At 51.9% G+C, this 22,394-nt stretch carries 15 protein-coding genes; 10 read left to right on the forward strand and 5 right to left on the reverse strand.

Going from position 1 to position 22,394, the window contains the following annotated elements; genetic code table 11:
• Positions 1 to 137: 137 nt before the first annotated feature.
• Positions 138 to 2,708, reverse strand: a complete 2,571-nt coding sequence (locus tag AC0YNS_RS25665) for a bifunctional 2',3'-cyclic-nucleotide 2'-phosphodiesterase/3'-nucleotidase (RefSeq protein WP_475783777.1) — start codon at positions 2,706 to 2,708, stop codon at positions 138 to 140.
• 331 nt (positions 2,709 to 3,039) lie between these two features.
• On the opposite strand from AC0YNS_RS25665, the gene AC0YNS_RS25670 reads away from it, so the two are divergent.
• From AC0YNS_RS25670 to AC0YNS_RS25710, 9 genes are all read left to right on the forward strand, one after another.
• Positions 3,040 to 4,182 (forward strand): glycoside hydrolase family 172 protein, encoded by a 1,143-nt coding sequence (locus AC0YNS_RS25670; RefSeq protein WP_475783778.1) that lies wholly within the window; start codon positions 3,040 to 3,042, stop codon positions 4,180 to 4,182.
• 37 nt (positions 4,183 to 4,219) lie between these two features.
• The gene (locus AC0YNS_RS25675) at positions 4,220 to 5,548 is read left to right on the forward strand and encodes a glycoside hydrolase family 140 protein (RefSeq protein ID WP_475783779.1); all 1,329 of its coding nucleotides are present in this window, start codon (positions 4,220 to 4,222) and stop codon (positions 5,546 to 5,548) included.
• A gap of 40 nt (positions 5,549 to 5,588) precedes the next feature.
• Positions 5,589 to 7,265 carry a glycoside hydrolase family 127 protein gene (locus tag AC0YNS_RS25680; protein ID WP_475783780.1) on the forward strand — a complete coding sequence of 559 codons (1,677 nt, stop codon included), beginning with the start codon at positions 5,589 to 5,591 and terminating at the stop codon, positions 7,263 to 7,265.
• 151 nt (positions 7,266 to 7,416) lie between these two features.
• Positions 7,417 to 9,123, forward strand: coding sequence for an extracellular solute-binding protein (locus AC0YNS_RS25685; protein ID WP_475783781.1), 1,707 nt, complete (start codon positions 7,417 to 7,419; stop codon positions 9,121 to 9,123).
• A gap of 99 nt (positions 9,124 to 9,222) precedes the next feature.
• Entirely contained in the window at positions 9,223 to 10,119 is an 897-nt protein-coding gene (locus tag AC0YNS_RS25690; RefSeq protein WP_475783782.1) for an ABC transporter permease, read from the forward strand.
• Between the two features lie 13 nt (positions 10,120 to 10,132).
• Positions 10,133 to 11,017, forward strand: a complete 885-nt coding sequence (locus AC0YNS_RS25695) for a carbohydrate ABC transporter permease (protein ID WP_475783783.1) — start codon at positions 10,133 to 10,135, stop codon at positions 11,015 to 11,017.
• 46 nt (positions 11,018 to 11,063) lie between these two features.
• Positions 11,064 to 12,866 (forward strand): sensor histidine kinase, encoded by a 1,803-nt coding sequence (locus AC0YNS_RS25700; protein WP_475783784.1) that lies wholly within the window; start codon positions 11,064 to 11,066, stop codon positions 12,864 to 12,866.
• Positions 12,838 to 14,469 carry a response regulator transcription factor gene (locus AC0YNS_RS25705; RefSeq protein WP_475783785.1) on the forward strand — a complete coding sequence of 544 codons (1,632 nt, stop codon included), beginning with the start codon at positions 12,838 to 12,840 and terminating at the stop codon, positions 14,467 to 14,469. Before AC0YNS_RS25700 ends, AC0YNS_RS25705 begins: the two co-directional genes overlap by 29 nt.
• A gap of 31 nt (positions 14,470 to 14,500) precedes the next feature.
• Entirely contained in the window at positions 14,501 to 15,487 is a 987-nt protein-coding gene (locus AC0YNS_RS25710) for an aldo/keto reductase (protein WP_475783786.1), read from the forward strand.
• Between the two features lie 81 nt (positions 15,488 to 15,568).
• Here AC0YNS_RS25710 and AC0YNS_RS25715 read toward each other — a convergent pair whose 3' ends face one another.
• Positions 15,569 to 17,221, reverse strand: coding sequence for a response regulator (locus tag AC0YNS_RS25715; protein ID WP_475783787.1), 1,653 nt, complete (start codon positions 17,219 to 17,221; stop codon positions 15,569 to 15,571).
• A gap of 177 nt (positions 17,222 to 17,398) precedes the next feature.
• Between AC0YNS_RS25715 and AC0YNS_RS25720 the strand changes: the two genes are divergently transcribed.
• A complete protein-coding gene (locus AC0YNS_RS25720) occupies positions 17,399 to 20,548 on the forward strand; it encodes a discoidin domain-containing protein (RefSeq protein WP_475783788.1) in 3,150 nt (1,049 codons plus the stop codon).
• A gap of 60 nt (positions 20,549 to 20,608) precedes the next feature.
• Here the strand turns inward: AC0YNS_RS25720 and AC0YNS_RS25725 are convergent, their stop codons facing one another.
• The 3 genes from AC0YNS_RS25725 to AC0YNS_RS25735 form a co-directional block, all read right to left on the reverse strand.
• Positions 20,609 to 21,238 carry a TetR family transcriptional regulator gene (locus tag AC0YNS_RS25725; protein WP_475783789.1) on the reverse strand — a complete coding sequence of 210 codons (630 nt, stop codon included), beginning with the start codon at positions 21,236 to 21,238 and terminating at the stop codon, positions 20,609 to 20,611.
• Positions 21,231 to 21,737, reverse strand: coding sequence for a hypothetical protein (locus AC0YNS_RS25730; RefSeq protein ID WP_475783790.1), 507 nt, complete (start codon positions 21,735 to 21,737; stop codon positions 21,231 to 21,233). The genes AC0YNS_RS25725 and AC0YNS_RS25730 overlap by 8 nt, the downstream gene beginning before the upstream one ends.
• A gap of 159 nt (positions 21,738 to 21,896) precedes the next feature.
• Positions 21,897 to 22,343 carry a VOC family protein gene (locus AC0YNS_RS25735; RefSeq protein ID WP_475783791.1) on the reverse strand — a complete coding sequence of 149 codons (447 nt, stop codon included), beginning with the start codon at positions 22,341 to 22,343 and terminating at the stop codon, positions 21,897 to 21,899.
• Positions 22,344 to 22,394 lie beyond the last annotated feature (51 nt).

Genomic DNA, 22,394 nt, shown 5'->3' on the forward strand with positions numbered 1-22,394 from the left:
CATATGTCAATATTGATATATAAAATAGAAAAAGGTACCTGATTAGGGTACCCTTAATCCTCGTCAAAAAAAGACCCGCAAGAGGTCACTTGAATTCAAGTGTCCATCTCGCGGGTCTTAGACCTGCACTTCATTTATTATTTTGTTGCGCTTGCCATGAGCAGATCGATCACTTTAGCTGCTTCCGCGCGTGTCGATGTTGCTTTCGGAACAAACGTATTGTTGCCGCGGCCATTCATAATGCCTTTGCCTGTAACGGCATCGACGCTGGATTTGGCCCAAGTGCTGATCATGTCGCTGTCTGTGAATACAACAGCAGCCGCAGCTGCAGCTTCCGCTGCTTGAAGATCCAGCGCGTTCTTAGCCATCACGGCCATTTGCTCGCGCGTGATGCTTGCTGCAGGAGCAAACAGATCGCTGCTGATGCCTTTAACCAAACCATTGCCGTAAGCTGCTGCTACCGCGTCAGCGTACCAGCTGCCAGCCGGAACGTCTTTGAACGATGCTGCAGTCGCGGTTGGTTTAAGGCCCAATGCTTTCACAAGCATGCTTGCAAACTCCGCACGCGTAACTTGCGCGTTTGGATCGAAGTCCGTTTCGTTCTTGCCTTGAACGATTTGCTTAGCGGCTAGACGCTGAATAGATTCGTAAGCCCAGTGCGAAGCAGGTACGTCACGGAACGATTTGTTCAAGTTGATGGAGAAGATGCCGAAGCCTTTGTCATCTGTTTTGTCCAAGTAACGAATGTTGCTTGTGGCTTTCGCATAACCTTCTGCCTTCGGCGAAGAAGCGAACGTTACATTCACATCACCGAAGATTGGCGCGATGGACCAGTTGTTGTCGATCGATGGGTTGATCTCTTTGTTATCTGTGATGTAATCCATCAGAATTTGGCGGTTCTCTTCTGTGGAATCAATGATATACTTGCTTCCTTTAACGCCTGGGAAGTTGCCGCCGCCGCTTGCACGGTAGTTGTTCGTTACGACGATAAAGTCTTGGTTCGGGTCTACTGCTTTACCTTTGTATTTCAGGTTGATGATACGGCTGGAATCTGCATTGTTAACCGTACCGTCTACTTTATATTTCGCCGGCTTCGTAACATCGACTTGATACGTTACGCCGTCAATGACATCAAAGTTGTATACAGGGAAGCTGGCGTTCAGCAAAGCTTGCTCTTCTTTGACAGTCGGATCGATTTGATTGAACTTGCCTGCCGACATTTCCAGCCATTCTTTCACAACAGAGCCTTTAACCAGGATGGCTTTCATCGTGTTGTCGTAGAGGTAAAGATCGCCTGCGCTCTTAATGGCAAGAGGGCCTGTTTTAATTTCCGTATATTCTTCTACGCCATTGCGGCCTGCCTTAAACGGAGCGCCAACCGACAGAATCGGCGTGTCTTTGTATTGCGGCAAGTTGTCCTTCACATATTGTTCCACGTACCATTTCTGCGCGTTCGTTACAATTTGGACCGATGGATCGTCTTGAACTAGGGCAAAATAGCTGTGAATCGGCGAAGTCGTCGTACCGATTGGGTTGTTTGCATATTGAATAGTCGCATCATGATCCGCCTTAACAGCTGCTACGATAGCAGGATCTTCTTCAACAAGCGATTTCTTCGCTACTTTGTCATAGATGGATTTCGTGGAAGACTGGGAAGCCGCCACTTTCCACTTGCCGTCTTGCTTCTCAAGCGTAAGATCGATGACGCCGAGGTCGCTGCCGCCGTAACCGGCTTGTACAGCAGGAACGCCGTTGATTGTGCCTTTGGCGTTATCTACGCCAGGCAATACTTTGCCAGAAGCGTCTTTGAACAGGGCATCAAGGGATTTCTCGTCAACTGCCGGGAATACCTTATGCGTGTGGGAGAAAGTAATCGCATCAATGCCAGGCACTTTACTAAGCGGCAAGACAGCATCTTCTGCTTTCACATGTGCTTGCGCGTTGCCGTTAAAGCCGGTGTGCGCCATAGCGATAATGATGTCTGCACCTTCGGCCTTCATGACAGGAATGAATTTCTCAGCGGTTTCGACGATGTCCTTCGTGATGACATTGCCTTCAAGCGAAGCTTTGTCCCAGTCCATGATTTGCGGAGGCACAAAACCGATGACGCCGATCTTGAGCGTTTGCTCTTGGCCGGATTCGTCTTTGTACTTCTTCTCAATGAGCTTGTAGGGCTCGAATTTGTTTTTATCATTGTCAGGGTTGTTATCCTTATCATCCACATAGACGTTAGCGGAGATGTAAGGGAAGTTAGCGCCTTTGATCGCTTGGTTCAGGTAATCTAGGCCGTAGTTGAACTCATGGTTGCCAAGCGTAGCTACGTCGTAGTCCATCAGATTCATCGCTTTGTAAACCGGGTGAATCTCGCCTGCTTTCAGCGGAGCGACTTTCGCTTTGTACGTGCCGAGCGGCGTGCCTTGAATCAGGTCTCCGTTATCGACCAAGAACGTATTCGGGGATTGTTCGCGAACTTGTTTGACCAGGTTCGCTGTTCTTGCTAAACCTACGGTTGGAGCTGCAGCATCTTTATAGTAATCGTAGGACATCAGGTTCGTATGAATGTCCGTTGTTTCCATAATGCTAAGCTTCAAAGTCGAAGCGTCTGCTGCTTCTGCGGAAACGATCCCGCTAAATGGTACTGCGAGCATTCCTACTGCTAATGTAGTTGCAACAAACTTGCCAGCTCTTTTCGTCTCTCTGTTTCTCATGCTGCTCCACTCCCCTAGTAAAGTTTGTTCAAAAATTTTTGAATCGATTAATGAACCTCTCTTATCTTAGTTGAAGTCACCCGAAAAGACCACCGTCAAAAAATGTAATCGACGATCGGCAAAAAGGTAAATGAAAGACAACAAGAGTCAACGATTTCACGTTGTAGGCGTGCTTGCGCAGGCTCTATAATCGAGATAGGAAACGAACGCCAAACCTACATAGCAGCCGAGATTCGATAACTCCTGTCCACCTGAGGATAGGAGTTTTTTTGGGGTAAGCGGATTTATCAAATCGGATCATTTCTATTATATCCATAGAGGAGCGATCATCATGTCCATACTAGATGGCCTTTACAAGCTTCATAACGGAAGAAGAACGAAACGGATATCGAGCTATGACCGAGCGGGCTTCAACAAGGATTCCGTGCCGATCGGGGCGCGAGAGGTCCGGGAAATCGCACGGATTGAAGGATCGGGCATTATCCGCCATATCTGGATGACCATCAGCACGAGTGATCCCATGATTCGCCGGCATGCAGTGCTGCGCATGTACTGGGATGGGGAGACCGAGCCGAGCGTGGAATCACCGATCGGGGATTTCTTCGGACAAGGCTGGGGCCAGTCCTATCCGTTCCTTTCTTTGCCGCTGGCAGCGGCTCCGCAAGGAGGAAGAGGACTGAATTGTTATTTTCCGATGCCGTTCGGTCAAGGGGCTGTCATTACGGTGGAGAATGATTCGGACACGCCGATGGATGCTCTTTATTACTATGTGGATTATGAAGAGCATGACGAGCTCGGGGATGATGTCGGCAGATTCCACGCGCACTGGCGCCGCGAACTGACAGAAGCAGACCCGGAGGATGGCGAGAACGAGGGATTGCTTGAGATCGTACCGCTGAAGCCGACTTTGGATGACAAGAACAATTACGTGTTTGCAGATATAGAAGGAAAAGGTCATTTCGTCGGGCTGAATTACTTCGTCGATAATCCGAGTCCGATGTGGTACGGGGAAGGCGACGATATGTGGATGATTGACGGCGAAGAATGGCCGGGATCGCTACATGGCACGGGAACGGAGGATTATTTTAATACCGCGTGGTGTCCGAAGGAAGTGTTCATGCATCCGTATTTCGGCATCGCCAAGATCAATGAAGGGGAAACCGGGTTTCTGGGACGGACGCACTGCTACCGATTCATGCTGGAGGATCCGGTGTATTTCGAGAAATCGCTGCGCGCGAGTATGGAACATGGTCACGGAAACGTGCTGACGCTGGACCTTGCGACCGTTGCGTACTGGTATCAATCAGAGCCGCATAAGCCTTATCCGAAGCTGCCTGATCGGGCCGGCAGGCAGAACATGCCGATGCTCAATTTGCATGATGTGCATTATTGGCGGCACGAATACCGCAAAGCGTTCGGCGGCGGAACGAAGCTGTGGGGCAACGAGTGGCGGACACAGCGACCGCAAGGCTAACAAATTACATTCAGTTCGAAAGGTGCGAAACGGGACAATGCTGAACATAGCTGAGAATAAACGATTTCTGGTCAAAGAAGACGGTACGCCTTTCTTCTACATGGCCGATACTGCATGGGAGCTGTTCCACCGGCTGGACCGCGAGCAGACCGCAGAGTATTTGGAAACCCGTAAGGAGCAGGGCTTCAATGTCGTACAAGCGGTCATTCTCTTCGAGCTTGAAGGGCTGGCCGAACAGAACGCGTACGGCGAGGTGCCGCTGCTGCAGAATGAGGCGGGCAGCTTCGATCCATCGCTTCCCGCGGAAATTGCGGATCGCTACGATTATTGGAAGCATATCGACTACGTCGTCGATTATGCGGCATCGCTTGATCTCATTGTTGGCATCGTGCCGACTTGGGGAGACAAAGTGCTGCTGGGAAATCCTTTTGCCAAAGGGCCTGAGATCTTCAATGTGGACAATGCCCACCAATTCGGTCGTTACGTAGGTGAGCGATACAAAGACAAGCCGAATATCGTATGGATTCTCGGCGGAGACCGGAATCCGGATGAGCGTATTGCAGTGTGGCGGGCGATGGCAGGAGGATTGCGCGAAGGAGATGGCGGCAATCATCTGATCACTTACCATCCGATGGGCGGCTTCTCCTCCTCGATTTGGTTCCATCACGACGACTGGTGTGATTATCACACGCATCAATCCGGACATTTCGGGCGGCACTTGGCGAACTACAACCTGATTGCTAAGGACTATCATATCTATCCGCCTAAGCCGACAATTGATGGGGAACCCCGTTATGAGGATCACTCCGTGAATTGGAACGAGGAGCTTGGTTTCTTCCTCGATTATGACGTTCGGCAGGCGGCATACTGGGCGGTCATGGCCGGCGCCTTCGGCCATGTTTACGGCCATACGAGCGTATGGCAGTTTTATGAGCCGGGCCGTCTGGCTTACAGCGGCGCGAAGCTGCACTGGCGGGAAGCGCTCAGCCGCCCGGGTGCCGACCAGATGAAGCATGTGCGGGCGCTCTTCGAATCGCGGCCTTTGCTGGAGCTGGTGCCGGATCAGAGTCTGATCACGGATCAGCTTGAAGGGGCGAATCATATTCGGGCGGCAAGAGGGCGCGGTTATTTGTATGTGTACAGTGCGACCGGGCAGCCTTTCCAAGTGAATATGGGGCGTATAACAGGCGACCGGGTTCGCGCCTATTGGTACGATCCGCGTACAGGCGAGATGCTGAGCGCGAGCGCACATAATCAGGAGATTCCGAACCACGGCATTAGATCGTTCGTGCCGCCCACTTCAGGAATTGGCGAGGACTGGGTCTTAATACTGGACGATGCTGCTGTGAACCGCGGAGAGCAGTAAGCAGTAACTGGAACAATACGAGGAGAGAAGGGGAATCGGTATGATTCGAAATACAGTCCAATTGGAACAGATCGCCGTGCAAGGGGATTTGCTTGATCGTTTAAGAGCGAATGCGGCTCGTTTGGCAGACCCTCTATATAGCCCGGAGGAAGTCTTTAAGCCATCGAGCTATGATTGGCCGGGCGATAATGAAGGCAGAACGCTGCTCGCCCAAATCTTGACCGCCCGCGCAACAGGCCAGGATGCCGTTCACTTGGACGCCATCTTGGCGAAGCTTCCGTTCTATTTGAATGGACTTGGCTATTTTGGGAATATTCTGCCTGAGGGGATTACCGATGAGCAGCAGCTCTCCGGCAACAGCTGGTTTCTGCGCGCCTTGTGCGAGCTGTATGCTTGGAAGCAGCAGCCGGAAGTGCTGGACCAAATCGGGCGCGTCGTGAAGAACCTGCTGCTGCCCGCCCACAGCCACTTCGCGCACTATCCGACCGATCCGTCCGAGCGGGCGGAGGGCGGCGAAGCGTCCGGCACGCTCGCCGACAAGACGGTTCGCGACTGGTACCTGTCGACGGACATCGGCTGCGCCTTCATCATGCTCGATGGGGCGACACATGCTTATGAGCTGCTGCAATGGCCGGAGCTCGAAGCGACCGTCCAAGAAATGATCGAGCGTTTCCTCGCGATCGATCTCGCGGGTATCAACGCGCAAACACATGCGACGTTATCCGCGCTGCGGGGCATTCTTCGCTATTACGGCATGAGCGGGGACAAGAAGCTGCTTCATGCGGCGGAGTCTATTTATTCCTTATATTTAGACGAAGGTAAGACGGAGAATTATGCGAATCGCAACTGGTTCAACCGCCCATGGTGGACAGAGCCTTGTGCAGTCGTGGACTCATTCGTAGCCGCCGTAGAGCTATGGAGATATACAGATCATCTACATTATCTGGAGACGGCGCATCTCATCTATTACAACGCAATCAGCCACGGTCAGCGCGAGAACGGCGGCTTCGGCTGCGATTGCTGTACGCGTGAAGAGGAGCCTTCCCTATACGCGCTCGAGAATGTGTACGAAGCGTATTGGTGCTGCACGATGCGCGGTGGAGAAGGACTCTCACGCACTGCGGAATACAGCTACTGGCTGAGAGACGACGAAGTAACAGTGCCCTTCTATCATGCTAACAAAGCGGAGCTTTCGTTTGCAGAAGGCACGGTGTCGATTGAGCTTGAGACGCGTTACCCTTATGAAGGCTATGCATCACTTACCGTCGTGCAATGTCCGGATTTCATTCCACGCAAGACGATCAGGCTATTCGTGCCAAGTTACTCTGTGGCGGGTTCAGCGGCGCTTCGCCTTAATGGCGAGTTGGTGAACGATGCCGTGCTGAGTAACGGGTTTATTGAAACTCCGGCGGTGATTCTTGCAACAGGGGCGAAGCTCGAGCTTTCCTTCGACATCGAGCTGCAGCAAGTCCCGATTCGTAGCAACGGTGAATCAGAAGGTCAAGCTCCGGTTACGCTGCGTCATGGTGCGCTTCTTCTTCATGGGCCGCATGACGTCGACGCTGCATCCATTCAAGCCGGCTCTAAGCTTACGCCCCTCGGAAACGCGGTTTATCGGGATGAGAAGAATAAGCACGAATTCTCGCCGATCTATCGTCCTATCCGCGAGGCTGCGAAGCAGGATGCCTTAGCTAAGAAGCCGATTCTGTTCCGCTAGATAAGGAATGTATTGACTTCCATACTCTTTCGTTTACTAAAGTAAAGATTGGTCATTTCATGTCAATACATTCATATTTTCGCCTCCCGGTGAGTTCGGTATGATGAAGCAGCAAGAATGACAGCGTATATATAAACGGGAGGTTGCAAAGATGAAATCTATGAAACACGTTTTGCTGTTGACGGTAATGACCATGGTCGTATTTACTTCAGCATGCGGCAAATCGAATGATACGTCCGGTACCGATGCGACGAACGAAACTGCTGCAGGCAACAACAATTCGGCCAACGCGGCTGAAGAAACAATCGACATTAATGCGAAATATGATCCGGCGATTACCGTTACGGCCATTCGTGACCAAGATCCATCCATGGCGTTCAAAGAAGGCGACGACTTCGAGAACAACAACTGGACCAAAGCTTATGCGGATGAGCTTGGCATTACGCTTAAATACGATTGGATCGCTCCATCGGACCAATACTATGAGAAACTCAATGTTGCAATCGCTTCCGGGGATATTCCGGACATTATGAAAGTAAACGGCGCGCAATTGAAGCAGCTGGTGGATGCCGATTTAATTGCCGACCTGACTGATGTCTATAACAAATACGCGTCCGAGCTGACGAAGAAATCGATCGAAATGGGTCCGCTGGCCAAAGCTTCTGCGACGTTTGACGGCAAACTGATGGCGATTCCGCCGGATGAAGGCTCCTTCGAGGGCGGACTGTCCTTGATGTATATCCGCGCAGACTGGCTGAAGAAGCTAAACCTTGAAGCGCCTAAGACGTGGGCGGAGCTCGAGAAGGTCATGGATGCATTCGTGAACCAAGATCCGGACGGCAATGGCAAGAAGGATACGTTCGGTATGGGACTGACGAAGGACCTGTACAAGAACGGCGTTGCGGAAGCGACGGGCGTATTCAACGCATTCGGCGCACAGCCGTACACGTGGGTTCAGCAAGCAGACGGCACAATCGGCTACGGCGGTATTCAGCCGGAAGTGAGAGAAGCGCTGCTTAAGCTGCAAGACATGAAGAACAAGGGACTTATCGATCGCGAATTCGGCGTGAAGGACTCCGGCAAGGTCGGCGAGGATTATGCCAATAACCGGATCGGGGTTAACTTCGGTGCACTGTGGAATCCGCTTTGGCCGCTGCAAGATAGCGTAACGAAGAATGCGGATGCGGATTGGGTAGTGCTTCCGGGCATTTCCGCTACAGATAAACCGGTTCAGTACACCGGCGCGTTGGAATTCAATGAGTATATGGTTGTCAGCAAGAAAATGGAGCATCCTGAAGCGCTAATCAAGCTGCTGAACACAAGTCAAGAGAAGCTCTACGGCGGTAAAGCAGATCCGAAAGTGTTCCATACGGAAATCGTAGGGGACAAAGAATATGCGCACTTCAAAGAGAACGTCATGATGGTCAAAGGCTCCGACCCGATCGGAAACTACGGCCACTATAAGAAAGTGATTGGCGCGCTCGACTCCAAGGATGCGACAACGCTTAATCCGGAGGAGAAGGGTTATTACGACAAAATCGTTGCCTTCCAAGGCGGAGACCGTACAACGTGGGGAACCGTTCGCGTATTCGGTACAGAAAGCGCGTATAGCGTCCTAGACGGCATCTATCAGAACAAGGAGCAGAACATCAACTTCACGAAGTTCTATGGCTCCAAGACGAAGACCATGGCGGAGAAAATGGCGACGCTTGATAAAATGCAAAAAGAAGTGTTCACCAAAATCATCCTAGGCTCGCCAATCGAAGATTTCGACAAATTCGTAGCCGACTGGAAGAAGCTTGGCGGCGATCAAATCACGCAAGAAGTGGCCGAGTGGGCCGCGCAGCAAAGCAAATAAATCAGAAGACAAAGAAGAAGAACGATAGTGATCTTCCTATCCTTCTTCTTCTTCTTTCATCTACCGCAAATAAGACATACGAAAGACGGAGGGACCGCAATGGTTAAGAATAGAATCAGCCAGATGCCCTTTCATTTGATGCTGCTTCCGGGTGTCATTCTCGTGCTGATCTACAGCTATGGCCCGATGCTCGGCATTGTCATGGCATTTCAGCATTTTATCCCTGCGCTCGGCTACTCCGGCTCGGAGTTTACCGGTTGGGAGAATTTTCAGTATGTGTGGGATATGCCGGAGACGTTAACCGTGCTCTGGAATACCATCTATATTTCCGTTATGAAAATCGCGGCGGGACTCGTGTTTCCCGTACTCATCGCGCTCTTGCTTAATGAAGTGACCAAGACCGCCATCAAGCGGGGCATTCAAACGCTCATCTATTTGCCGCACTTCCTGTCTTGGATCATCCTTGGCGGAATCCTGATCGATGTTCTGTCGCCATCAAGCGGCATCGTGAACCACATTCTTGGCCTCTTCGGCGTAGAGCCGATTTATTTTCTCGGCGATAATCGGTGGTTCCCCTTTACGGTCGTCATCAGCGACTTGTGGAAGGAATTTGGTTTCTCCACGATCGTCTACTTGGCTGCACTCACGTCCATTAATCCGGTGCTCTACGAAGCGGCGGTTGTGGATGGAGCGAGCCGTTGGAAGCAAACCTGGCATGTGACGCTTCCGGGCATGGTGCCTATTATCGTGCTGCTTACGACATTAAGCCTTGGCAATGTGCTTAATGCCGGCTTTGACCAAATTTTCAACCTCTATTCCCCGCAAGTATTCGAAAGCGGAGATATCATTGATACGCTGGTCTACCGCCTTGGACTTGAGCAGGCGCAGTTCGGACCTGCGACAGCGGTCGGATTGTTCAAATCCTTCGTTTCGTTCGTGCTCATATCGACTTCCTATCTACTCGCCTACCGTTTGGCCAACTATCGCATATTCTAGGAGGTGCGCGAACTTGTCTTATCAATTAACGACCAGCCGCAAGCTGTTCCAAGCAGCCAATTATACGTTTCTTATCGGATTGTCCATTCTGTGCATTCTGCCTTTGCTCCATGTTTTCGCAATTTCGCTTAGCGACAAGACTGCGGCTGCCGCAGGTGACGTCGTGTTATGGCCCGTCGATTTCACGCTGCAGTCCTACGAATACGTGCTTCACAAACCGGAGTTCTCGAGATCCTTCTTCGTTACCCTAGAACGGGTTGCTCTTGGCACGCTCGTTAATATGTTTCTGACCATTCTGCTGGCCTATCCGCTGTCCAAGGAAGTCCGGACGTTCAAATACCGCACGGTTTACGCCTGGTTCTTCGTGCTGACGATTCTGTTCAGCGGCGGCTTGATCCCGAGTTATATCGTGGTGTCGAAGACGCATTTAATGGATACCATCTGGGCGCTGATCATCCCCGGCGCGGTGCCTGTGTTTAATGTGATCCTGCTGCTTAACTTCTTCCGGGGATTGCCGAAGGAGCTGGAGGAGGCTGCCTTCGTGGACGGCGCTCGTGCGTGGACGGTGCTGTGGAAGGTGTTCGTTCCGCTATCCATGCCTGCGCTTGCGACGATCGTGCTGTTTACCATCGTGCACCACTGGAACTCCTGGTTCGACGGGCTGATCTTCATGCACCGCCCGGAGAATTATCCGCTTCAAAGCTATCTGCACACGGTCGTCATCAAGATTGATTTGGCGATGCAGTCGGCGAAGGATTTGGATTCCCTTGCGCAGGTATCTGACCGCACATCCAAGGCCGCTCAAATCTTCATGGGGGCGCTGCCGATCCTGTTAATCTATCCGTTTCTGCAACGTTTCTTCGTCAAAGGCATCGTGCTCGGAAGCGTGAAGGAGTAGCGACGCCAAGCGAAGGTGATGAGCGAGGGCATGTTATAATGAGCAGATGTTAAGATCCGAAAGGAAGTCGATTCCTCTGAGACGAACCACCAAGCTCCGAATCCCGATTTTCGGCAAGCTTGTCATCGCCTTCATGCTCGTCATTATTCCGATGTACACGATAAGCCTCTTTCTGAATCAGTGGGGCGCAGCCAGCGTCCGCGATGAAATTACGAAGTCGATGAAAGGCCGAGTCCACTTCTATATTCAATCTCTCGTTGTGGAGTTTGAACGGATCCAGCGGCTGCAGTGGGACTTCATTAATGACCGCGATTTGCAGAGGCTGAGCGTAACCAGTGAAATCATGTCCGATAACGATCGGACCCAGACGATCATCAGGCTGCAGGAGCGGCTCGCGCTTGTGAAGAATTCCAGTAATTATATCGCGAGCTTCAACGCTTATATACCGACGCTAGGCAAGGTCATCAATTCGCAGAACAATTATGATTCTGCGGATCAAGCTTATTTGAAGGCGCTCATCGATGAAACGGACCGCATTCATCCCATTGTCCAGTCATGGCAGGACAGGCTGTTCATTACGCAGAAATACCCCGATATCGGGTACCCCGATTCGCTCACGTTCTTCTTAAATGAAGAAATCTCGAAGAAGGCCATTCGGCAGGAGCTGCAGCAATTTAGCAATATTCAAGACGAACAGGCTATTCTTTTCGGCACTGACTTTGATTGGTCGATCACGAATGACGATCACGCCGAATTAATTGAACATATACGGCAAGTTGCGAAGAGCCTCGTGAAAGGCGACACAGTGACGGCTATGGATACGGTCGATTATGAAGGCAAATCGTACTTGCTTACCTTGGAGCACGAGTCTTCCTTTGATATGACGCTCGTCATGTACATGCCGGTGAAGAACGCGCTTGGGCCGATTGCCAAATATAACGTATGGCTGTGGGTGCTTTCGCTCACCTCGTTCATTATCGTATTGTTCTTCTCGTACTGGATTTACCGGGTCATTCATAAGCCGCTTGAGCAGCTGGTCCGAACGTTTCGCAAAGTGGAGAAAGGGCAGCTTGATGTGCGACTTAACCCCACAACCCGCGATGAATTTGAATACTTGTACAGCCAGTTCAACTCGATGATCGGACGAGTGAACGTATTAATTGAAGAAGTGTACGAGCAGCAAATCCGTTCGCAGCGCTCGGAGCTGAAGCAGCTGCAGGCGCAGATCAATCCCCATTTTCTATATAACACCTTCTTCATTCTGAACCGGATGGTGAAGGTAGAGGATTATCCGAAGCTGAAGCCGTTCACGAAGCACTTAGGCAACTATTTCAAATTCATTACGCGCGACGCCTCCGACGAGGTTGCGCTTCGAGAAGAGTTGGCTTTCGCCCAATCGTATTTGGAAATTCAGAAGATTCGGTTTGAGGACCGCATCCATATCGATATTGAAGTATTGCCTGAGCATTATGCGGATTTGCTGGTGCCAAGACTGACTTTGCAGCCGATTATCGAGAATTGCTATAAGTATGGGCTGGAGGATGTTGTATCCGGAGGGCAGCTGCGCATTGCGTTCAGGCAAGCAGGCGGTTTGCTAACCGTTGTCATCGAGGATAACGGCAAAGGGATGAGCGAGGAAGACATATACGCCTTGAACCGTAAGCTGAGCCACTCGCAGGCGCAGTTGGAAATTACGGGCATGATCAACGTCCACAAGCGGCTTCAGCTGATGTATGGGAAGGAAAGCGGGATTCGCGTAACGACCAGCGAGACGTTCGGAGGGCTGAAAGTCGAGCTCTATATTCCGGTAAAGGAGGAACATGATGCACCGGCTATTGATTGTAGATGATGAGCCGTATATCGTCTCGAGTTTGAAGGAGTTGTTCGAGGAAGCGGAGCATCTCGAGCTGGATATTTATTGCGCAGGCTCGGCCATGGACGCAATCGCACGGCTGGAGCAGACGCGAATCGATATTGTGCTAAGCGATATCCGAATGCCCGGCATGACAGGGCTTGAGCTGCTCGCCCAAATTCGGCGCAGATGGCCGGCTTGCAAAGTGATTTTCCTATCCGGGCACAATGAGTTCTCGTACGTGCAGGAGGCCCTTCGGCAGGGAAGCGCAGGGTATTTGCTCAAGACGGACGATGAAGAGGAAATCGTGCTTGCCGTAGCCAATGTCATTGCGGGCATGAACGGTGAACAGCATGTGCAAGTCTCGATCGAGAAAGCGCAGCTCCGTATGCGCCAGGCACAGCCGGTGCTGCAGAGAGGGTTTCTGACCGAGCTTGCGGAAGGCGAGCCGCTTGCCGACGATGCGACCAGAGCCAAGCGGTTTCAAGAGCTGGAGCTCGGGCTGCGAGCTGACCGACCGTTCATGCTTGTCGTAGGCCGGATAGACCGCTGGGATGAGAAGTATTCCACAATGGACAAGGAGCTGCTCCTGTACGCCGTTCAGAATATCGCTGAAGAAGTGTTCAGCCATGCGGGTACCTTCGTCCCCGTGATGAGCGATCGCTCACGTTTCTTCTGGTTCATTCAAGTAGGCGGCGGCGAAGCTGCTGCTGAAGTTCCATCCCGATTTGTTCAGGAATCACTCGATTTTATTCAGAATCAATGCGAATCGCTGCTCAGTGTACCGATTTCGTTAGCCTCGACGGAGCAGGAGATTGCTTGGAACGAGCTGCCGGATTATTACGGACGCTTGAACAGGCTTCTTATTCGGGGGCTTGGACAAGGCGATCGGATGCTGCTCTACGAAAAGCAGGAGGAGGATCCGGATTCGGAGACCAGCATCTCCCGCTGGCACAGCGAGCTCAACCAGCTGGGCACCCTGCTTGACAGCGGCAATCGGGATGCTTTCTTGCAGCTGCTGGAGAGCATCTTAGGGCGAACAGCTGGGCGGTCGTATGGCATCGTGCAGGAAACGTATTATATGATTGCGACTTTGCTGCTTTCGAACATGAATCGATGGGGCGTTTACGAGGCTGTATCCCACAAGCAACCCATTAATCGACTGCTTCATTTGGATGGACATGTGTCTTGGCAGGTGGCAGGCGACTATCTCAAACGAACGGCCGAAGTGATTTTCGCGCTGCTCGATCAGGATAAGTCGGCGAAGAGCAATGAGGTCGTCGATCAGCTTCATGGCTATATCCATGAGCATATTGAAGGCGATCTCTCGTTGTCCCGATTGGCGGATCTGGTGGGGCTCAACAGCAGCTACTTGTGCAGATTGTACAAGCAGCTGACGGGGAGCGGTTTATCCGAGTACATCACCGAGCTGAAGCTGACCAAAGCGAAGGAGCTGCTTCGTGATCCTCAGCTCAAGATTGGCGAGGTTGCGATCCGAATCGGACTGGATCCGGGTTACTTCTCCCGCTATTTCAAGAAAATGACGACCCTTTCTCCTCAAGAATATCGGGAGAAAGCAGCGATTCGGTCATCGGAGTAACAGGCAACGGATCATGGGGGAGGCAGTTAGAATGAATAAGCGCACTATACCGGGAACGCCGCTCGAGGCTTCCGTTATCTGTCTTGGAACGTCCGCTTATGGCGGTACGCTGCCGAAGGAAGAGGCTTACGAATTGCTGGATCTATTCACCGAGCTCGGGGGCAATTTTCTGGATACGGCCAATGTCTATGAAGATTGGCTTGGCAAAGGCAAGAGCACGAGTGAACGTACACTCGGGGAGTGGCTCCGATTGCGTGGAGGCAGAGACAAGATCATCCTTGCGACTAAGGGCGGCCATCCGGATTTGCAATCGATGTCCGTGTCTCGGCTAAGCAAGGAAGAGATCATTCATGATCTCGAACAAAGCCTTCGCCATCTGCAAACCGACTATATTGATTTGTACTGGCTGCACAGAGATGACCCGTCGATACCTGCAGGAGAAATCATCGAGACGCTGAATGAACAAGTGGGCGCAGGCAAGATTCGCGCGTTCGGCTGCTCGAACTGGAGTGCCCAGCGTATCGAGGAAGCACGCCAATATGCTGAGCGCAGAGGGATTGCGAGCTTCGCGGCGAGCCAGCCTCTGTGGAACCTCGCGGTGCTCAATGAGGGGATCATTAATGATCCGACGGTTGCGATCATGGACGAGAAGTCGCTCGCCTATTACAAGGAGATCGGCCTGGCGGTTGTGCCTTTCTCTTCGCAGGCGAACGGGTTCTTTGGCGGACGCTACTTCAGAGGGCAGGACATTCAGATGGGCGGCAGCGCGCATATTGTCAAAGCGCATTATTTCAACGAAGCCAGCTTCGACCGGCTGGATCGTGCGAAACAGCTTGCGGATGAGCTTGGTACGACAGCCTCACGCATTGCGCTCGCCTATTTGATCTCGCAGCCGATCCCGGTCTTCCCGATTGCCGGAGCGAATAAGCGGGAATATATGCTGGATAGCTGCGCGGCCGGAACGATAACGCTGACGAAGGAACAGCTGCTGTTCCTAACGGGCGGAAGTCCGATGTAACAGAGGTAGCCATGGCGCTGCAGCTTCACGCCAATAGGGGCTTTTCGCAAGTCATTCCGACTTGTGGAAAGCCCCTTGTTCTCAGTTCAGCACCATATCTCTGTATTCTTGCGGAGCCAGACCGGCTGCACGTTTAAACATGCGCGTGAAGTAGGAAGGGGATTCAAACCCGACCGCATGGGCAATATCGTGAATTTTGATCAAAGGATCCAGCAGCAGCAACTCTTTGGCACGATTCATTCGAAGGTTGAAGATGTAGGCCGTGATGGATTCGCCGCTCTCTTGTTTGAAGAGCCGGGACAGATAATTGGGATTCAAGTGTACGATTTCGGATAGATGGGTGATGGAGAGATCACCGGATAGATGCTGCTGGATGTAGGTGTGAATGTTTCTGACAATCACATGCGTATGGTTAGTGCGGAGCTTGTCTCTAAAGCGCAGGAATCGTTGGGAGAATTGCAAGAGCATCGCTTCCATCTTCGACCATGAGGAAAGGCCTTTCATCTGGAACAGCAGCTCCAAATCCATGGAGGGAAGATCGTCATCACACATGCCGATCCGATTACAGCAGGAGATCATCATAAGGGCGAGCTGGTAATAGATTTCATACGTGGTGCTCTGCGAATGGGGCCGGGTTGCGGCTACCGAATGAAGCAAAGAGCGAAGCTGCGACTGAAAAAGCTCACGCTGGCCGCTCTCGAGGAGCGTCTCGAGCTCGGTGACTTTGCGCCGAAAGGCTTTTAAAGAGAATGTTGAGGAGGGCTGTCCATGTCCTCGCTCTTCGACATCGATAATTAACATCTCGTCGTCTGCGCCTAGTCCCAGGCTCATTCTGCACTGAATTCGATCAAAGGTTTCAGCAGCATGACACCATGTAATCGGAGTGGATTGCACGATGAAGGAACAGGGCAGGTTCAGCATTTCTTTCGTATGTAGTTGTACGGCTTCGATATTCCCGTGGATGAAGGTAGCCAATGAGATACAGTTCTCACCGTTCTCTTGTTCAGCAGCCTCCTTAGGTTGAATGAGCCATACCCAGCGGTCTGCCTCGATTTGAACACTCATTAGGTTTGCCTTATGCCTGAGCAGCTCATCGGCAATATTGTTTACCGCATACAAGAGAAGCGTGCGATCGGGTCCGGAGTAGGGTTTGTTCCACTGATCCACTCTGCCCATCACGAGGTAGAAGCGGTCAGCCAGGTTTACGGGCATGTGCAGCTTGGACAAGGAATCCGCTGAGGGGGGAGCCGGCATATGACCATGAACCATGTTTAGCAGCAGCTCTTTCCGAAGAATGGGAAGGGATGCCCGGTACTGCAGCTTAGCCTGTTCGAAGAAGGTCGTATTGTCCATATCCAGCTTGATTTGCTCGCAGGCTCTTCGCACCGCTTGAATAAGGGGGCGGTCGCCTTCCGTTTTCAACACATAATCGACACTGCCGTTACGAAGCGCGGACTGGGCGTAAGCGAAATCGGTATAGGCGGTCAAGAAGATCACTTTGCAGAGCGGCCAGTTGCCTCTGACAATCGCTTGCAGCTCAATTCCGTTCTTCCCCGGCATCTGAATATCGGTCAGAATAATATCGATTCGAATTCGTTTCATCCACTCCAGCGCTTCATCCGCGGAGTCTGAGCCATAGACATCCAAGCTCATTTCAGATGCCAATTCCTCAAACAATTCGCATAGTCCGCGTACGATAATGGGTTCATCATCGACAATCAAGAGTCGGAACATGCCACCCCTCCAAATTCCAGTATTTGTTTATATTATGAGGGAAACGAAAGAAGTAATCATACGGCAAGAATAGTGGGAATCCTATTATTTTAGATCGGGAGAATAGGAATATACTGGGACTGAAAGGGGGGCCTGCGTTTGTAAGAGTTCGTATATTGAGAATGGAGGAGGTCATTTATGTATGGAATCCGAAGGTTAGTGCCCGCAACACTCATCATGTGTCTTGCCCTACTGACTGTATTCTCTCCTTTGGGCCCGGCCAATACGGCTTACGCGGTCGACCCGAAGCTAACGCTGACAGCATCCATGGTCGTGAATGAATCCGGATTAGGTACTGCCGGCATGTTAGTGGATGAACAGAGTGCTGCGGGCAACCCGCTTGGAGGTGCCGGAGGCAGCACGAACACGTATTGGCATCCGGGATGGACGGCCAGCACATATCCTGCAAGCGCATACATTGATTTGGGCCAGTCCTATACCTTGAGTGCCATCTATTTATTTGACCATGAAGGTGCAGGTAACTATACAGTATCATCAGGATCGCCGGGGAATTGGACACCGCTGTTTACCGATCCGCTAACCGGATATTTGGCGTGGAATGCACATGCTGTTAATGTATCCACACGGTATGTACGCGTGACGATGCTGACCGATCAATCGAAGATGTCTGAAATCGTGATCTATGGCTCTTCGGGCTCGGGCGGTGCGGATACGACCGCGCCTGCCGCAGTTGTGAATTTGGCTGCCGGCTCGCCTACGACCACCTCTGCTTCACTTAGTTGGACTTCCCCGGGAGATGATGGAACCACAGGTACCGCCTCCTCCTACGACATACGCTACAGCACATCAACCATTACAACGGCTAACTGGGGCAGTGCCACGCAAGTGAGCGGCGAACCGGTGCCTGCTGCTCCGGGAACCAGCCAGTCCATGAACATAACAGGCTTAACAGCAAGCACGACTTATTATTTTGCTATTCGCACGAATGATGAGGTTCCTAATCTATCGGCCCTATCGAATATTGCAAGCATCACGACATCCGCCACCGGCGGTGGGGGAACCGGTACGAAGATCACGCTCTCCCCGGCGATGCTCACCAATGAATCCGGTTTAGGCAGCGCAGAGCTTCTGGTAGATGAGCAAACGCTGGCAGGCAATCCGCTAGGCGGGGCGGGCGGTAATCCGGCTAACTATTGGCACCCGGGTTGGAATCCGAGCTCTTATCCTGCCAGTGTCACGATTGACTTAGGTCAATCCTATCAGCTCAGCCATATCTATCTGTACGACCACCAAGGTTCAGGAAGTTATGGGGTATCTTCAGGTACGCCCGGCAGCTGGACTTCCTTATTCACAGATGGATTGACGAATTATCTGGTCTGGAATCCGCATGCGGTTAACGTGAATACGCGTTATCTTCGATTGACCATGGGCTCCCTGGATGCCAAAATGGCTGAAATTGTGCTCTACGGCACAGCGAGCGGTGGCGGCGGTCCGGATACAACACCTCCGGGCGCTGTCACGAATCTGGCCAAAGGAACCGTATCTTCCACATCGGTGACGCTGCAGTGGACGGCGCCGGGGGATGACGGTGCGGCGGGTTATGCCTCTTCCTACGACGTTCGTTTCAGCACAGCGCCAATTACAGCAAGCAATTGGAGCAGTGCGACGCAGGCTAATAATGAGCCCATTCCGGGAACGCCGGGTTCTGCGCAATCGTTCAGCGTAACGGGGCTTCAGCCGCAGGTCCTCTATTATTTTGCGATGAAAACAACCGATGATGTCGGGCTCATCTCTGCCCTCTCCAATGTCGTGAACGCGACTACCTCGGCTCCGAGCGCAAACTGCGGACCTTATGCACCGAGAGTTCAACATACCGTGGATAAATTCCTTGGTGTGAATGGATTTAATGATGTACCGGTTGATATCCAGACCGTGGGCGGCGCGTTGCGCGAATACCACCCTTGGCCATGGGATGAAACCAATTCCGCCCCATATCCGAACAATTTGCTGAAGTTTAATCCGAGCTACTCCGGCGATCCATGGAACTTTGACAATGTATATGCCACGCATAAAGCAGCTGGCGTAGATGTCAGTCCGGTCATCTGGCAAACGCCGAACTTCATTGCTTGGGGGCATGAAGATAAGCCGGTATATCCGGCAGGGGCAAGCACGACCAACCCGAATTCGTACGTGGCTAAAGCCGAGCATATGTACCAGTTTGTTGCCCGCTACGGCAGTCAAACGGTCCCGGATGCGAACCTCAAATTAGCGCCGGATCAACCAAGACTAAGCGGCTTGAACTCGGTCCGCTACTTTGAGAACTGGAATGAGCCCGACAAGAACTGGATGGGCGCAGCCGCGCAATTCTCGCCGGCAGAGCTCGCAGCGATGTCGAGCGCAGACTTCGACGCCAATTGCCGCAGCATGGCGAACGCCGATAAGCTTGGCATGAAGAACGCAGATCCGACTGCCCGCATGGTCATGGGCGGCCTGTTCCAGATCGATGTTCCTTTCTTGGATGGCATGAAGGCATGGGCGTCGGCTAACCGTGAAGACGGCAAGCTGCCGCTTGATGTCATTAACGTTCATCACTACAGCAGCTCGGCCGCTTGCTGCTCGGGCAACGGCATTAGTCCTGAGGCCGACAACCTGAAAGGGAGACTGCAAGCCTTAACGGCATGGCGCGATACGAACGAACCCGATAAGGAAGTGTGGTTCTCCGAATTCGGATGGGGGACCAAAGCGGGCAACTGGATGTATGCACCTCCGATTGGTCCTTATAGCAGCCTAGAGGTACAGGGTATGTGGACAATTCGAGCGTACATGGCGGGATTGGCGGCAGGAGTAGATCGCATGCATTATTACGCGATCCGCGATTCCAATCCGTTCTCGTCGCAATGGGATTTGACAACAGGGCTGACCTTCTTCTGCTCGGCCTGGTCCGGCTGTGACATCAATCAATATACGGCTGCAGGTTACACCCAGTATCAGAAGAAGCCGGCCTGGTACTATATCAACACCTTGAAGAATCGCTTGACCGGCATGCGGTTCAATGGCGAGCAAGCATCCGGCAACAGCAATGTACTCATTTACAAAATCAAGCATCCAACAACAGGAGCAGGTGCTTATGTCGTGTGGGCGCCTACAAGCAACAACTCGGTCGTGTCGAATTATCAGCTCACCGTGAGCGGTGCGACTTCCGCTACGTTGGTGCAGCTGAACGAGAGCAGTACGGGCAACGCCTCGTCGCTTACGATATCCGCAGGCAAGGTAACAGTGAACGTTGCCGAGAAGCCGATCCTTATCATGGTCAATAGCATGCCTTAACAGAAAACGGCTGCACCGGATGGAATTCATCCCGTGCAGCCGTTTATTCGTTGCCTTCCATTACGCGGATGGCGAAGCGAGGATGGCGCGTTCAAACGTACGTACCAGCTCAGCGCTGTACGTTTCCATGTCCACTTGCGCGATCAGATTCGCGTTCACCAAATACTCGCCGATCGCGCCTTGAATGGTGCTTGCCATGATGAGGACGTTGAACGCACAGAACTCGCCTGTTGCTTGCCCATCGAACAAGATCTGCTGGAGCCGAGCAAGCATCGGATCTTCCTCATCGTCGCCAATCTTGTAATAGGGCACATTATCCGGTGTCCGTGCGTGAAATACAATTTCAATCAGCGCCGTGTTATGTTGAGGCCGAGTGCCTTGATAGGCAATGCTGGCGTAAATATACGCACGAAGCTTCTCCGTGGCAGTCGCCGCGGTGGCCGTTCTGTTCAGCACATAGGAGGACGATTCCTGAACTAGCATCATCAGCGTATGGTCCATCAGATCGTTCTTATCTTTAAAATGGTACGAAATAAGCGCCGTGCTGATACCGGCTCTCTTAGCGATTTGGGCGAGGCTGGCATTCACATAACCGATTTCATCGAGCGTAGTGATGGCCGCGTTCATGATTTGCGACCTTCTTGCTTCGGTTATAAACGATTGCTTCTCGCCCTCCTTACGTTCAGTCATCCTTGTTCTCCTTCGGTGGTGTTGGTTTGGGTTTAGCGTTGGTACGTATGATGATCAGCGTGATGATAACCAAGATTAGCGCGATATTCATAAGCAATTTGCCGGATGTAATCTCCAGCCCTGTGAAGAATTCGACCACCGATCCATCGAGTAGTTTGCGTGCGACCGTACCGATAAACACAACGATCACAATCAGCAAGCGCATCGCCAGTGTAATTGGCACGATGGCGATCGCCAGCTCCAGCACATCGCGGCCTGCAGCATTGCGGCTAAATAGCATCGCTGCTGCCAGCCAGCTCATTGCACCGCCAAGCAGAAACGCGATGGGGGTGATCCATTCATACCAATGAAAGTCAGGAGAATCCCATGAATTTCGGAAGAGCAGCCAGGTGACCAGCGGAAAAGCAATACCGGCTAATACAGCGAGCAGACCAAGCGTGTTTAGAGGGAGCGATCTCCAACCGGATAAGGATGGGGCTTCTTTGACAGGTTCGTTCATCAGACATTCTCCTTTTTAATTATACGGATTATCAGTGCATTGAGCATTTAATCAAAAAACTGATTACTTAATCAAATTTTAATGGAGATGGCTTCCAATGTCAATCGGCGCAAAAAAGCCGGGCGACTTCTCTTATCGAGGAGCTCCCGGCTATCTTGTTTATGTTCGAGCTGCCAGAGTAGCTCCCCACGCAGTAGGGTCCACGTCTTTGACATGCTGGGAGAACAGCCATAAATGGTTTTCGCTATCCACTGCCGCATATTGCCGCTCCCCGTATTCCGTTTCGAAGAGCTCCTCTGCAATGCTTGCTCCGGCTGATTTTGAACGATTATAGTGCTCTTCAATGTCGCTCACGAAGATCATTAACGACTGTGTCGTTGCTCCGAGCTTGATCGGACTGGCTGTTAGCTGGCCGATACTCTTCAGCATCACCCATACATCGCCGAGGTAAATCATCGCTCCATGCAGCTGCCCGTCCGGGAGTTCGAAGCGGAAATGTTCTTGGAAACCGAAGGTTTGGCTTACCCAATCCAGCGCCTCTGCGACATTCTCATAGTAAAGATGCGGCAATACATGGTTAGTTGGTACAGAGCGGTTGTGGATCATAACGAGAGTCCTCCTTAAAAGTTACGGATTTGCAGGATACAGGGATAACTG

The organism is Paenibacillus sp. J22FR21, from assembly GCF_056269135.1.

Excerpts from the sequence above, each read along its gene's own strand:
- AC0YNS_RS25685 (WP_475783781.1), top strand. The coding sequence starts at position 7,417 with ATGAAATCTATGAAACACGTTTTGCTGTTGACGGTAATGACCATGGTC.
- AC0YNS_RS25730 (WP_475783790.1), bottom strand. The coding sequence starts at position 21,737 with ATGAACGAACCTGTCAAAGAAGCCCCATCCTTATCCGGTTGGAGATCG.
- AC0YNS_RS25690 (WP_475783782.1), top strand. The coding sequence starts at position 9,223 with ATGGTTAAGAATAGAATCAGCCAGATGCCCTTTCATTTGATGCTGCTT.
- AC0YNS_RS25670 (WP_475783778.1), top strand. The coding sequence starts at position 3,040 with ATGTCCATACTAGATGGCCTTTACAAGCTTCATAACGGAAGAAGAACG.
- AC0YNS_RS25680 (WP_475783780.1), top strand. The coding sequence starts at position 5,589 with ATGATTCGAAATACAGTCCAATTGGAACAGATCGCCGTGCAAGGGGAT.
- AC0YNS_RS25735 (WP_475783791.1), bottom strand. The coding sequence starts at position 22,343 with ATGATCCACAACCGCTCTGTACCAACTAACCATGTATTGCCGCATCTT.
- AC0YNS_RS25715 (WP_475783787.1), bottom strand. The coding sequence starts at position 17,221 with ATGTTCCGACTCTTGATTGTCGATGATGAACCCATTATCGTACGCGGA.
- AC0YNS_RS25705 (WP_475783785.1), top strand. The coding sequence starts at position 12,838 with ATGATGCACCGGCTATTGATTGTAGATGATGAGCCGTATATCGTCTCG.
- AC0YNS_RS25725 (WP_475783789.1), bottom strand. The coding sequence starts at position 21,238 with ATGACTGAACGTAAGGAGGGCGAGAAGCAATCGTTTATAACCGAAGCA.
- AC0YNS_RS25710 (WP_475783786.1), top strand. The coding sequence starts at position 14,501 with ATGAATAAGCGCACTATACCGGGAACGCCGCTCGAGGCTTCCGTTATC.
- AC0YNS_RS25665 (WP_475783777.1), bottom strand. The coding sequence starts at position 2,708 with ATGAGAAACAGAGAGACGAAAAGAGCTGGCAAGTTTGTTGCAACTACA.
- AC0YNS_RS25675 (WP_475783779.1), top strand. The coding sequence starts at position 4,220 with ATGCTGAACATAGCTGAGAATAAACGATTTCTGGTCAAAGAAGACGGT.
- AC0YNS_RS25700 (WP_475783784.1), top strand. The coding sequence starts at position 11,064 with ATGTTAAGATCCGAAAGGAAGTCGATTCCTCTGAGACGAACCACCAAG.
- AC0YNS_RS25720 (WP_475783788.1), top strand. The coding sequence starts at position 17,399 with ATGTATGGAATCCGAAGGTTAGTGCCCGCAACACTCATCATGTGTCTT.